Genomic DNA, 12,073 nt, shown 5'->3' with positions numbered 1-12,073 from the left:
GCCAGTGATGGTGCACTGACCTGCATTTTCACAGACCACCTGGATATGAGGTGATATATGACAGCTCCACATAATACAGAAGTTCAAAGAACAATTCATCACGTAGCAAGCGAACTGGCCGCGTTAGAGTTTATAAATCAAGATGCTGCACGAGAGATCTCACAAGTTGCCGAAGCGGTTGCCAATATGTTTACGGTGCTTTATTACCAAGCAGAAACCGGAGATGCAACAAAACAGGATTTTCAGGAAGCACAGGCTAAGCTTAAGGAAGTGTTATTAACGTTATGATTTGTCGATTCAAAGGTGGTAATTAGCCGCCTTTGAGTCCTGTAAGGCCTGTAAATAGTTTTGTGTATTATGATTTTAACAACTCAATCATAATAACGTAATAATGTATATAATTGACCTCAATTACAGTAGTCATTATCATTTATATTGATTTTTTTCTTATAAAGCTATTTTCGATTGTCTTAGTTATCTAGAATAGCTCTATAAATATTAAAGTTTTATGACTGAATCATCAATATTTATCTTCTCAATATCACTGTTAACTAAATTAATGATTCCATTACCATAAAAATAAATTCTAGGGTAAGAGTAAAATTTTGTAATAGTTTCACCTATTTCAAAATTCATAAACTCACGGCTTATAGTATCTTTATTTCTATGGTAAATTCCAGTATCAATTAGAAACTCAAAACTACATATTCTAAAGTTATATGAGTATTCAAATGCATATTTTTCATTAGGGAGTTTATAGCCGGAAAATATAGAGGGGTCTTCAGTTCCTTCTATAACGTCAAAGTGGACATCTTTGCACATCCTTATTATCTCCCCATTAAATCCAGAAGACTCATACAAATATGCAATCTCATCCAAGCTTAAATTTTCCATATGAAAACATGTGAATATTTCAAACTCATCCTCAATGTTCTCCATGTATCTTTCATGTATTTCATCGATATCCTCATGTGTAAAACTATGTAATTTTTGATCTATATTGTTAGTTATGAACTCACTTAATGAATTATAGAGAAAAAAATTATTTTCTAAATTAAGATTAACCAAATCTTCTCTTAAGTCAGCATGAAATTCATTATTTTCTTTATTTGAAGACATGAAGTCATGTGAGTTATTTGTAATGAAAATGATATCATCTTTTATTTTTTCCTTGGATAAATATTGTATTAACGCATTCCAGATAAGAGCGTCCCTATAACCTTTCTCATTATCTCTAAATGGCCGCTTGGAAAAAATGGCTTTATCTAACAACATATCGTTGTTAATGTTTGATGATGATATAATATATGTATCTGGAAACACTTTTAATAATTCATTTTGAAAGCTGAAATTTTTAATATCATCACTCAAATCATCTATAGAAAAATTATTATCGGAGAGTGAATTAATTTTTCTTTTTACTTGATGTATGTCTTTTTGTAGTTTTTCAATTTCATCGTTGTATTTTTTTTGGGTTTCTTTGATTACAACGAAGGGTATGATAAGCTGATTTTCTGATGTGTTTTTAATGAAATTAGATAGAACTTGAAACATGGCGCTAGACATTTTCCAGTTATTATAAAATATATTGGTATCTATCAATATTAACATTTCTTTCTTCCTGAGATGACCTCGTCATCCTATGTGCTGGAACGTGAGTATTGACGTTCATTGTTATTCAAAATTAAACAATCAACAGAATATATTTGCATGAACAATTTTATGTGAGTGAGAATCCATAAGCTTTGATTGAAATATCTTTGATTTTACTTTCGCTGATTCTGCTTTTTAGATTTGAGTATACTTCTAGTGCTTCCTTGTAAAACTGTGTATGGTCTGGATCATCATCAGCACATTCAATAGCCTTTGCAAAACACTTTGTCGCAGAAAACAATTTAGATATACAAATAATCATCAACATATGTTTCAAAGCAAGACTTTCTCTACGAGTATCAGGTAATGGAATTACAACAAATTCATTATTAATATTTAAGGTTGAGCTTGCTTCATCTGTGACTTGTTGTAATGTTGGGTGTTTCATTTTACATAGCAGCTTATAGTTGTGATAACAAAGTTTCCATGCCAAGTTAAATTCTTCATTATTTGGAAATTCATCTGGTATGTTTCCGTATAAATCTTTATGTGCAGCCATTTTGCAGAGCTTTTGGGCTCCCCAAGGAACATCCGCATTCTTATTATTCAGAACTTCATCAGCTAGATCTTGGCGTTCGACCAGACAATTAACAACAAGAGCATTTTCGTAAAGTGAAGCAGCTACACATGCCGCTTGGTATGGATAACCCCAGTTTATTAATAACCATGCACCTCTAAAATCACTCATGGAGCGTTTCAGAAATGTAGCCGAAAGCTTAATTGGTTTAGTATTTGAATTTTTGCCTTTAAGAAACGGAGCTTTAATCGCTAGATTCATACAATCTTTGGCTAGGGAATCCCAAGGTTTTAAGTCTACAAAACTATGATCAATCGCCTTCATTTCTAGATGAGCTAAATAATTCCAGTAGTGGTCTTGCCAATTATCTTTAGAAATCATATGTTAATCAATTTGTTATAATTTAAGGGTGTCCACAAAATGCTTCCATGGAGTTATTATTAAGCACCCCAAAAAAACATGAGGAGTGATATGTTTAGTCTTTGCATGATGAGCTACGCGGTTGGAAAAAGCAATGCCTGCTATACTTGGAGTTGACGGCGGAAAGAGATGACCACTCTGAATCCGAAATGAGGGGAATAGGCAGCTAGAATTAACAAAGGCTGACAACTACCTTGTTTATTAAATCTTCAGTGATTTATGCTGATATAATCAAATGGATAAGGCCATTTTATGATAGCCTCTTTGATGAGTTCTTTTAATAAAGCAGGAATAAAGTTCTAAGAAGGATAAAATACTGAATGTAAATAGAGGTGGCAATGGCAGCCTTGATGTTACTTCCCATCTGAACGATAATGAAGCAATAGTCAGTTTCCAAGTACGTAAAGTGTTGTTATAAAAAATAGCAATTGGGTTAGGCTCTAGCCCCGTTAGTTGGGATTGAATAAATCCTGTCATTAAGTAAACGTTAGTTCACAGGATAGATAATGAGTATTATTAAAAATGCTATTGACTCAATTCAAATTGGGGTTGAAGACTTTCAAAGTGATGACGATAGACGCAGTATTTCTGCTGTAAGAAATATTGCAGCTGGAATCTTATTGCTTTACAAAGAGAAACTCTGTCAGCTCTCTCCAGATAATAATAGAGAACTTTTAATTAAGCAAAATATTAGACCTGTAAAAAATGAAAAAGACGAAATAGTTTTTGAAGGAAAAGGCCACAAGACGGTTGATGTTCAGTCCATAAAAGAAAGATTCCGTAGTTTGAATGTTACGGTAGACTGGGGTCGCTTCGATGAAATTAACAAACTAAGAAATGATTTAGAGCATTATTATACATCTGAGTCTCCGGATGCTGTACGTGAAATTGTAGCTAAATCATTTTTACTGATTCGAGATTTTCTATCAGACCACTTAGACCAAGATCCTCAAGAAAGTCTCGGTAACGACTGCTGGGCAGCTTTGCTTGAAGTGAGTGATGTTTACTCAGCAGAAGATAAAGCCTGTCAAGCGACTATTAATGCGATTGACTGGAAATATCATTCTGTCGAAATGGCGCTCAAAAATCTTCGCTGTAACCAATGCTATTCTTCGCTGATACAAGCACTGTATCTTGATGATTGTTATCCAATGATCAATTTGCATTGTAAGTCATGTGGGCATGACTTCTGTTTTGATGAGGTGATTGAACAATGCATTGATGATTCTTTGGCTGGAGAGGTAATGAGAAACGCAATGGATGGCGGTAACTCTCCTTATGATGCATGCCATGAGTGTGGGAAAAGCACTTTCATTCATGAAGAAGGTGTGTGTGTTGCATGTGGTTATGAAATGGAATACACCTATTGCGAAATGTGCGAAGAGCCATTGAGTTTAGAGGAGCAATATAATGCAGGTAAATGTAGTTACTGTCAGTATAAATGGGAAAAAATAATGGCGGAATGAGTAGGGCTGAACTATTGCTCTTTGTCACGTGATTTCCTTTGAATAAGAAGGTCAATACATCCGTTACTGAAGTTATTATATGGTCATTAGTGTAGCTTCGAGAATGGTCGAACTGGTGGTTTAAGTAAAGTAGTTGTTAACTGAGTATGGTATTTTTTATGGTGTTACGATAAATCGTATTTGTAATTAATTGTTTTAAGAGATGTTTGACTTTTTATTGATAATCGAGTGGGAATAATCCCCCAATAAGAACTCGCTGGCACTGACTAGCAAAATAACGACTTAAGCCCATGTAAAAGTGGGCTTTTTTATGACATCAATTTTTCTTGATTATCAGAAACTAATGCAGTCAAAAAATCGGCGACAACACGTACTCGTCGTGAATGGGCGAGGTCAGAATGAATGGCTAACCAAATTGATTGGTCGCAGCCAATATCATTCTGTAGGCAAATTAAACCCATTTTTCTTGCAATAAAATGCGGTAAAACCGCAAGTCCGAGACCAGTTTTTACAGCACTAAATTGAGCTGACATTGTGGTCGTAGTCAACCGGCAAGGTCTTCCTCTGAGCGTTCTTTCTAGCCACTGCGCGGAATTAAGGTGCTGTTGTGTTTCAGACCAACCTATAAAATCATCATGTTCTAAGGTGTTAGGCCTATCTGGGTTTTGCCTGCGTTGTAAATAGCTTTCTGAGGCATAAAGACCGAAGCCAAGGATACCTAATTTGCGGATCCTCAAATTTCCACTCTCAGGTCTAACCATACGTAGAGCAATATCGGCATCTCGTCTATGCAAATTAACGGTTGAAACGCTTGTGACAATTTCGAGGGTTAGATTAGGGTTAACGTCAGTTAGCGATGGTAGAGCAGGGATAATAAGGTGGTCAGCTAAGCCTTGTGCGGTTGCTAAGCAAACATGCCCCATAACGCTTTCACTCTTTTTGTGCGCAGCATAGCTAAACGCGAAGCCTGCTTGCTCTAAAGCCTCTGCCTGTGAAATTAACGCACTTCCTTCATCCGTAAGCTTATAACCAAGCTGATCGCGGGTGAATAATCGAACGCCTAATGCTTCTTCGAGTCGTTCTAAGCGCCGTGATGTCGTTGCAATACCCAGTTTTAATACCTTGGATGCAGCACTTAGTGTGCCTTCTCGTGCAATAGCTAAAAATATTTTGGCATCATCCCAGTTCATCTATTTTTTCTCATCCATTTTCCATTTTTGGAAAATTGATTGTTAATATTGCTCATATGAATCGTTATTTTAGGAAAATATACTGAAATACGCTAAATAAACCAAGGGGCAGATGATGAATAAACGTATTTTAGGAAATGGGCTCGAAGTTTCGGCAATTGGGCTAGGTTGCATGGGAATGAGTGAGTTCTATGGACCTCAAGATGACCAAGCGGCGATGGATGTACTACATAAGGCGGCTGAACTTGGGTGCACAATGCTAGATACTGCCGATACATATGGCAATTTTCATAACGAAGAATTGATTGGGGATTTTCTTAAACAGACGGATGTAGATATCAAGGTTGCAACAAAGTGTGGCATCGTACGCCGCTCAGGGGAATATGAGCGTAGAATCGATAATAGTGCCCAATATATTCGCAGTGCTTGTGAAAGTTCACTACGCCGATTAGGTGTCGATTGTATTGATTTGTATTATATTCATCGCTTAGATCCAAAGGCATCAATAGAAACGACAATGGAAACATTGGCTGAATTGGTTGCTGAGGGGAAAATAGCCCATATAGGGTTATCAGAAGTGAGCGCGGCTACGCTTAAACAGGCTCATGCTGTGTTTCCCGTTAGCGCAGTCCAAACAGAATATTCCCTTTGGACGCGTGATGTTGAAGCTGAAATTTTGCCAACTTGCAAAGAACTGGGTATTGGCTTTGTGCCGTATTCCCCTTTAGGGCGTGGTTTCTTAACGGGTCGTTTTAATGATCAGAGTTCGTTTGAAAGTGGCGATTTTCGAAAGGGATTACCACGTTTTACATCTGAAAACCTCAAAGCTAACAGCACATTATCTGATTTTATTATTCAGATGGCGGAGCAAAAATCATGTTCTCCTGCACAGATTTCACTGGCGTGGTTACTGGCTCAAGGAGATAACATTGTGCCAATACCGGGGACTAATAAAGTAAAACATCTTGAAGACAACTTTGGCGCAGTTGATATTTGTTTAACCTCAGAGGATTTACATCAAATTAAACAAGCCCTTGAGCATTTTCAACCAGTGGGATCCCGATATTCTGTTGAGGGTATGAAGGGGATTAATGCCTAAATAGGGATTAATCAGGGAATAACAGTGTTTAGGCATCTGATATTTAATGGATGCCTTTATATTATCAATACGAAATGATCCCGCAAGATAGTTTGGTTTTTTATGCAATTAAAGTGAATTATTACTTGTTCAATTTCCTTAAGTTGCTATCATCCAAAGAAGTTATACATTTCATGTATATTTTTATATCCCACAATCATCAAAATAATGAGTTGGGGTAACATGACAACAGTTAAGGAAAATCTTGTGGCATTTCGTTTAAAATATCTGGCATTACTCCCTCTTTTTGTTGCAGCAACCGCTTGTCAGCAGCCTACTAATCCAAATAACACGTCTATTGCAATGCCAGCTGCGCATGTGCAGCCTGTTGTTGTAAATAATTCATGGATTGAAATTTCACAAAGTGCATTGGATTTTAATATCAAAAAAGTTCAAGCGTTATTAGGGGATAAATCCGCCATGTGCGCCGTTCTCAAAGGGGATGCTTATGGCCATGATTTATCATTAGTGACGCCAGTGATGATTGCCAATAATGTGCAATGCATTGGCGTGACTAATAACCAAGAATTAAAAACCGTGAGAGACCTTGGTTTCAAAGGCCGTTTAATGCGCGTTAGAAGCGCAACTGAAAAAGAAATGGAGCAAGCAACACAGTATCAAACGGAAGAGTTGGTCGGTAATTTAGAAATGGCGCAGCGCTTAAATGCTATTGCGAAACAGCAAAATAAAGTCATCCCCATCCATCTTGCGTTAAACTCTGCAGGTATGTCGCGTAACGGGTTAGAGGTAAGTACGCCCTCGGGCCTTAATGAAGCGAAGCTAATTTCACAATTACCAAATTTAAAAATTGTCGGCATTATGTCCCATTACCCAGAAGAAGATGAGGCACAAATTCGTAAAGATCTCGCTAAATTTAATAAAGAATCTCAGCAAGTATTGAATATAACGGGGTTAAAACGCGAAGATGTCACACTGCATGTTGCGAATACTTATGCAACAATTACTGTGCCTGAATCATGGTTAGATATGGTGCGTGTTGGTGGTATTTTTTATGGTGATACCGTTGCAACCAACGACTACAAACGTGTGATGACATTGAAATCAAACATTGCTTCAGTAAATCATTATCCGAAAGGCAATACGGTTGGATATGACCGTACCTTTACACTGAAACGTGATTCTGTTTTAGCGAATATTCCTGTTGGTTATGCTGATGGTTATCGTCGTGTATTTAGTAATACAGGGCATGTGCTTATCAATGGCCAGAAAGTACCCGTATTAGGAAAAACTTCAATGAATACTGTGATGGTAGATGTGACTGATATAAAACAAGTCCGCCCAGGTGATGAAGTGGTTTTCTTTGGTAAACAAGGTAATGAAGAAGTTACGGCTGAAGAAGTTGAAGACATCAGCGGTGCACTATTTACAGAAATGTCCATCCTTTGGGGGGCTACCAATAAACGCGTCTTAGTGGATTAAATTAATTTTTTATTCAACATATTTTAACCCGCATTGATTGCGGGTTTTTTATCCTAAAAATAATTTCGGATTATATGCAATATATTACAATGTGTTGATAAAGTGCTGTTTAAGTGAATGACTATCGAAACCTTTACGTTGATATGTTAGCTTGGTTGAACCTTTTCTGAGCGGATAGACTCAGAAGGCGAATAGTAGAATGAGAAGGATATTATTTATGTATCAAGTTGATTTACACGCCCATACCATTGCCAGCACCCACGCATACAGTACCGTTAATGAATATTTTGCTGAGGCGGCGAGCCGTGGTGTAAAGCTATTTGCAATCACCGATCATGGCCCTGAAATGCAGGATGCACCGCACGAATGGCATTTTGGTAATATGCCCATTTTACCGCGGATTGTTGATGGCGTTGGCTTACTGTATGGCATTGAGGCCAATATTAAAAATAAGCTAGGTGAAACAGACTGTAATGAAAAAATTGCTCGCCACTTAGACATTATTTTAGCAGGTTTTCATGAACCTGTTCTTGAACCACAAAGTCTTGCAGATAATACCGAAGCAATGATTGCCACTATTCGCAGTGGAAAAGTACACATTATTACACATCCTGGTAATCCCAAATATCCTATTGATATCAAAGCCGTTGCCCAAGCAGCTAAAGAGTGTAATGTTGCGCTAGAAATGAATAATTCATCTTTTTTGCACTCGAGAGCGGGCAGCCAACAAAATTGTCTCGAGATTGCAAAAGCAGTGAAAGAAGCAGGGGGGTGGGTTGCGTTGGGTTCTGATTCCCATTTTGCAGGCTATTTAGGGCGTTTTGATCGCGTAGTGGAAATGTTGGAATCGATTGATTTCCCTCAATCACAAATTTTAAATGTGACTCCCCGTCGAGTGTTGGATTTTCTTGAATCCCATGGACGTAAGCCAATCCCTGAATTTGCAGATTTTTAGTGAACTAATCAGATAACTTGCAATGAATAAAGCCGTTAACACGCTAACGGCTTTTTCTTTTATCTTATAACTCTATTTTCATTCGTATACAGGCTAAATTAACCTGAGCGAGTGCAGAATAATAATTATCATGGCAAATAGACGTAAAACCGTGTTTTTGGTAAAAACGCTCTGCATTCGGTGATGAGTCTAAGGTTAGGGTTTTTATTTTTCGTTTTTTCGCTTCGGCCTTTATTGCATCCAATATTAAGCCTGCTGCACCATATCCCATATACTCTGGCAGCGTGAATATCGCATCAATACTATTTGATTCTAAATTTAAAAAGCCAGTTGATATAGCGTCATCGTGTTCATTTACAGCAACAAAAAAGGGATTGTTCTCAACCATTTTTATGTAGCTTAGTGGCATTTCATCAGGTGTCCAATTGTAAATCGTTTGTGTTTCATAGCTTGTTTTACAGCCATGGCGAATGGCTTGATTACGAATAAACCATAACCGTTTGGCTTCTTTTGGTGTTGCTAATCGAATTTGCATTTTTTTACCTAAATAATGTCATTACACATCATTTGATTAAAACCAAAAACAAAGGGGGAAAGCAAGTTATAAAGTATTAAAAGTTAAAATTAAGCTAAAAAATAAAAAAAGAGGACAACAAATTAATTGATTTTAAATGGATAATTTAAATAAAAAAATCGAAATCAAATAAGAAGGTTTTGTTAATTGATTGTTTTTATTTGTATTTTTTTATTTTAAATAATGGTAATCAGCTAAAAATAAAGTAAATAAACAATCAACAAACTGAAAATATTTATTTACTAAAATAACCTATAAAAAATTTATAAATCTTTAAATTTGTCCTATTGTGGGGGAATATTCATTTGTGATTTATTAGTGTTGCAAGAACATCCTTGCTTTAAAATTCTAAGGTACAAAAATGAAAACGTTATTAGCAATTGCAACGGTTATGTCTATTGCTGTTTCTGGTGCCGCACTGGCGAATACGAATACGGCAGCAAAAACTGAGCCTGTTACTCATGCTGCTAAAGTTCAGCATACTGCGAAAACCCACCATGCTAATAAATTAAAAGCCGAGAAAAAAGTGGATAAAAGTAAAACTGAAGAAACCAGCAAAGCAATATAGAACCAATAAGCTGTGACAAATATCTTTGTATTTTAACGTAAGTCCTAGATCAAATTTAAAGGTAGAAAAAATGAAAAAATTAGTCGCAATCGCAACTGGATTATCATTTGCTATTTCTGGTGCAGCATTAGCAAACACAACCGTCAAATCTGAGCCTGTTTCACCTATTGCGCAATCACATCAAGTGGCTAAATCGTCTCATTTGAACGCGAAAGCTGAGAAGCAAGTTGTTAAAGAAAAGCGTGCTGAAAAAAGCAAATCAGCGAAATAATCAGTTATAAAATTCGCTAACGTCACGGTGCCATGGGATATTTTCCATGGCGCTGCATCGTTGCTTATATGGTATACTGGCTATTATTTTGCGATCAGTGACCTTTATGAATTATCAATGCCCACTTTGTTTTACGCCTCTCTTACAAACTCACAATAGTTATCGTTGCGAAGCCAATCACCAATTTGATTGTGCTAAAGAAGGGTATGTTAATTTACTACCTGTGCAACATAAGCGCTCGAAAGATCCAGGTGATAGCGCAGAAATGATGCAAGCGCGGCGTCAATTCCTTGATGCAGGGCATTATCAGCCAATGCGAGATCAAGTGGCTAAAAAATTGGTCAAATATTTACCTTCAAGCCATTTATCGGTATTGGATATCGGCTGTGGTGAAGGGTATTACACTGACTATTTTGGGCAAATACTGCAAAATAAATTTGGGAGCACCCAAGTTTTTGGGTTGGATGTATCAAAGGTAGCAATTCGTTATGCGGCCAAACGCTATAAATTAGTTAATTTCTGTGTAGGCACTAGCCACCGTTTACCTTTTCCTGAGTCAAGCTTAGGAGCGGTTGTCCGTATTTATGCGCCTTGTAAAGCGGAAGAATTAAGCCGAGTATTAATCGATAATGGTATTTTAGTCACTGTCACGCCAGCAGCGGAACATCTGCAAGAATTAAAAGCCCTTATCTACGATGAAGTTAAATTGCACCCCGCTAAAGACGAAAATTTGCCGAATTTTAAATTACTGGATGAGAGCCAATTAAATTATAAAATGGTGCTGACTGGCAGCGAAGCTTATGAGCTGTTAGCGATGACACCGTTTGCGTGGCGAGCATCTGAAGAAGTGAAGCAACATCTGAAGCAAGCGAAAGTGAAAGATTATACAGCAGACTTTTTAATTCGAGTGTATCAATACCAAGCGGACTAATGTTGGTAAAGCCCCCTAAGAGAAGTGTAGGGGGCAATAAATTATTATGGTGCGTACATAAATAATTCGAGGTGTTCAAATAAGATATTGAACCCGATCCCAATTAACACTAACCCGCCGATAATCTCTGCTTTTTTTCCTAATAATGGACCTACATAACGGCCAATCATCATACCGATAGTTGCCATAATCATGGTCATTAAGCCAATGGTCATCGCAGTGTGGACAATATCTACCTGCAAGAAAGCTAAGCCTAAGCCGATTGCCATGGCATCTAAGCTCGTTGCAATCGCTGAAAAAATAAGGCTAGTAGAGCTGTGGCTTGAAGGTTTTGAACAGCATTCTTCATCTTTTGTTTTAAGACTCTGCCAAATCATGCGAGCACCTAAAACAAATAATAACGCGAATGCAATCCAGTGATCCCAGCGGATAACGTACTGGCTAGCAAGAATACCAATTCCCCAACCAATGATAGGAGTGATAGCTTCTATGAAGCCAAAAATGAAACCAGTACGGAGGATCTCTCTAAAACGGGGTTTATGCAGGACGGCACCTTTGCAAATAGCAACTGCAAATGCGTCCATTGATAGCGCGAGGGCTAAGACAAGGGTAGCGTAAAAACTCATAACATAACCTCGGTTGGGTGTTTCCATATACACATAAACTACCCCCAACCTAAGGTGTATTTATGTGTCTATGGTCTTGCCAACCAGATTATGGTGTCCGCACCACGTTTGAAATCAAACGAGTATGTTGATACGGACTTTCTGGAATATATATATATCCAGAACAGGCTACTCCCCAATGACGTGGAAAGAAAGATACCACATTTTATTTTAAAGGCAACACTTAATTAATTGTGGATATTAAACGGTAGTGAGAATTGTTCTCAATTGAGTTAATAAGAAAAAAAAGGTTAATTATATTTTTAATTAACCTTAGTATTCTTA

General features: G+C 37.2%; 13 protein-coding genes and 1 riboswitch. Of the genes, 8 read left to right on the top strand and 5 right to left on the bottom strand.

Going from position 1 to position 12,073, the window contains the following annotated elements; all coding sequences use genetic code 11:
• The first annotated feature begins 57 nt into the window (after positions 1 to 57).
• Positions 58 to 288 (top strand): type I toxin-antitoxin system ptaRNA1 family toxin, encoded by a 231-nt coding sequence (locus PSF27_RS10100; RefSeq protein WP_124725523.1) that lies wholly within the window; start codon positions 58 to 60, stop codon positions 286 to 288.
• Between the two features lie 210 nt (positions 289 to 498).
• Here PSF27_RS10100 and PSF27_RS10095 read toward each other — a convergent pair whose 3' ends face one another.
• Together PSF27_RS10095 and PSF27_RS10090 are read right to left on the bottom strand one after the other, a co-directional pair.
• Positions 499 to 1,611: a PIN domain-containing protein gene (locus PSF27_RS10095; protein WP_124725522.1), complete on the bottom strand. Its 1,113-nt coding sequence runs from the start codon at positions 1,609 to 1,611 to the stop codon at positions 499 to 501.
• 109 nt (positions 1,612 to 1,720) lie between these two features.
• Positions 1,721 to 2,551: a hypothetical protein gene (locus PSF27_RS10090; RefSeq protein ID WP_272681395.1), complete on the bottom strand. Its 831-nt coding sequence runs from the start codon at positions 2,549 to 2,551 to the stop codon at positions 1,721 to 1,723.
• 545 nt (positions 2,552 to 3,096) lie between these two features.
• Between PSF27_RS10090 and PSF27_RS10085 the strand changes: the two genes are divergently transcribed.
• Positions 3,097 to 4,056 (top strand): hypothetical protein, encoded by a 960-nt coding sequence (locus PSF27_RS10085; RefSeq protein ID WP_124725520.1) that lies wholly within the window; start codon positions 3,097 to 3,099, stop codon positions 4,054 to 4,056.
• 308 nt (positions 4,057 to 4,364) lie between these two features.
• On the opposite strand, the gene PSF27_RS10080 is transcribed toward PSF27_RS10085, so the two are convergent.
• Positions 4,365 to 5,246, bottom strand: a complete 882-nt coding sequence (locus tag PSF27_RS10080; RefSeq protein ID WP_272681394.1) for a LysR family transcriptional regulator — start codon at positions 5,244 to 5,246, stop codon at positions 4,365 to 4,367.
• Positions 5,247 to 5,361: 115 nt separating this feature from the next.
• On the opposite strand from PSF27_RS10080, the gene PSF27_RS10075 reads away from it, so the two are divergent.
• The 3 genes from PSF27_RS10075 to PSF27_RS10065 all read left to right on the top strand — a co-directional run bounded on the left by PSF27_RS10075 (position 5,362) and on the right by PSF27_RS10065 (position 8,779).
• The gene (locus tag PSF27_RS10075; protein WP_272681438.1) at positions 5,362 to 6,345 is read left to right on the top strand and encodes an aldo/keto reductase; all 984 of its coding nucleotides are present in this window, start codon (positions 5,362 to 5,364) and stop codon (positions 6,343 to 6,345) included.
• 222 nt (positions 6,346 to 6,567) lie between these two features.
• Entirely contained in the window at positions 6,568 to 7,824 is a 1,257-nt protein-coding gene (gene alr, locus PSF27_RS10070) for an alanine racemase (protein WP_306803749.1), read from the top strand.
• Positions 7,825 to 8,041: 217 nt separating this feature from the next.
• Positions 8,042 to 8,779 carry a phosphatase gene (locus tag PSF27_RS10065; protein ID WP_272539394.1) on the top strand — a complete coding sequence of 246 codons (738 nt, stop codon included), beginning with the start codon at positions 8,042 to 8,044 and terminating at the stop codon, positions 8,777 to 8,779.
• 64 nt (positions 8,780 to 8,843) lie between these two features.
• On the opposite strand, the gene PSF27_RS10060 is transcribed toward PSF27_RS10065, so the two are convergent.
• Positions 8,844 to 9,314, bottom strand: a complete 471-nt coding sequence (locus PSF27_RS10060; protein ID WP_272681393.1) for a GNAT family N-acetyltransferase — start codon at positions 9,312 to 9,314, stop codon at positions 8,844 to 8,846.
• A gap of 400 nt (positions 9,315 to 9,714) precedes the next feature.
• Here PSF27_RS10060 and PSF27_RS10055 point away from each other — a divergent pair, with 400 nt between their 5' ends.
• The 3 genes from PSF27_RS10055 to rlmA all read left to right on the top strand — a co-directional run bounded on the left by PSF27_RS10055 (position 9,715) and on the right by rlmA (position 11,123).
• The gene (locus tag PSF27_RS10055) at positions 9,715 to 9,921 is read left to right on the top strand and encodes an acid-shock protein (protein WP_272681392.1); all 207 of its coding nucleotides are present in this window, start codon (positions 9,715 to 9,717) and stop codon (positions 9,919 to 9,921) included.
• Between the two features lie 70 nt (positions 9,922 to 9,991).
• On the top strand, positions 9,992 to 10,192 hold the full coding sequence (locus PSF27_RS10050; protein ID WP_206086185.1) for an acid-shock protein: 201 nt from the start codon (positions 9,992 to 9,994) through the stop codon (positions 10,190 to 10,192).
• 106 nt (positions 10,193 to 10,298) lie between these two features.
• Positions 10,299 to 11,123 (top strand): 23S rRNA (guanine(745)-N(1))-methyltransferase, encoded by an 825-nt coding sequence (gene rlmA / locus PSF27_RS10045; RefSeq protein ID WP_272681437.1) that lies wholly within the window; start codon positions 10,299 to 10,301, stop codon positions 11,121 to 11,123.
• Positions 11,124 to 11,167: 44 nt separating this feature from the next.
• Here the strand turns inward: rlmA and mntP are convergent, their stop codons facing one another.
• A complete protein-coding gene (mntP, locus tag PSF27_RS10040; RefSeq protein WP_206086184.1) occupies positions 11,168 to 11,749 on the bottom strand; it encodes a manganese efflux pump MntP in 582 nt (193 codons plus the stop codon).
• Positions 11,750 to 11,938: riboswitch (yybP-ykoY riboswitch) on the bottom strand.
• Between the last annotated feature and the right edge of the window lie 135 nt (positions 11,939 to 12,073).

Source organism: Providencia sp. PROV129 (assembly GCF_028482245.1).
Taxonomy (GTDB): Bacteria; Pseudomonadota; Gammaproteobacteria; order Enterobacterales; family Enterobacteriaceae; genus Providencia; species Providencia vermicola.
The sequence above is the reverse complement of the archived record's forward strand: the minus strand, read 5'-3'. Positions and strand labels throughout refer to the sequence as shown.

What these genes read in the sequence shown, in the direction of transcription:
- PSF27_RS10100 (WP_124725523.1), top strand. Translation starts at nt 58, where the DNA reads ATGACAGCTCCACATAATACAGAAGTTCAAAGAACAATTCATCACGTA.
- PSF27_RS10095 (WP_124725522.1), bottom strand. Translation starts at nt 1,611, where the DNA reads ATGTTAATATTGATAGATACCAATATATTTTATAATAACTGGAAAATG.
- PSF27_RS10090 (WP_272681395.1), bottom strand. Translation starts at nt 2,551, where the DNA reads ATGATTTCTAAAGATAATTGGCAAGACCACTACTGGAATTATTTAGCT.
- PSF27_RS10085 (WP_124725520.1), top strand. Translation starts at nt 3,097, where the DNA reads ATGAGTATTATTAAAAATGCTATTGACTCAATTCAAATTGGGGTTGAA.
- PSF27_RS10080 (WP_272681394.1), bottom strand. Translation starts at nt 5,246, where the DNA reads ATGAACTGGGATGATGCCAAAATATTTTTAGCTATTGCACGAGAAGGC.
- PSF27_RS10075 (WP_272681438.1), top strand. Translation starts at nt 5,362, where the DNA reads ATGAATAAACGTATTTTAGGAAATGGGCTCGAAGTTTCGGCAATTGGG.
- alr (WP_306803749.1), top strand. Translation starts at nt 6,568, where the DNA reads ATGACAACAGTTAAGGAAAATCTTGTGGCATTTCGTTTAAAATATCTG.
- PSF27_RS10065 (WP_272539394.1), top strand. Translation starts at nt 8,042, where the DNA reads ATGTATCAAGTTGATTTACACGCCCATACCATTGCCAGCACCCACGCA.
- PSF27_RS10060 (WP_272681393.1), bottom strand. Translation starts at nt 9,314, where the DNA reads ATGCAAATTCGATTAGCAACACCAAAAGAAGCCAAACGGTTATGGTTT.
- PSF27_RS10055 (WP_272681392.1), top strand. Translation starts at nt 9,715, where the DNA reads ATGAAAACGTTATTAGCAATTGCAACGGTTATGTCTATTGCTGTTTCT.
- PSF27_RS10050 (WP_206086185.1), top strand. Translation starts at nt 9,992, where the DNA reads ATGAAAAAATTAGTCGCAATCGCAACTGGATTATCATTTGCTATTTCT.
- rlmA (WP_272681437.1), top strand. Translation starts at nt 10,299, where the DNA reads ATGAATTATCAATGCCCACTTTGTTTTACGCCTCTCTTACAAACTCAC.
- mntP (WP_206086184.1), bottom strand. Translation starts at nt 11,749, where the DNA reads ATGAGTTTTTACGCTACCCTTGTCTTAGCCCTCGCGCTATCAATGGAC.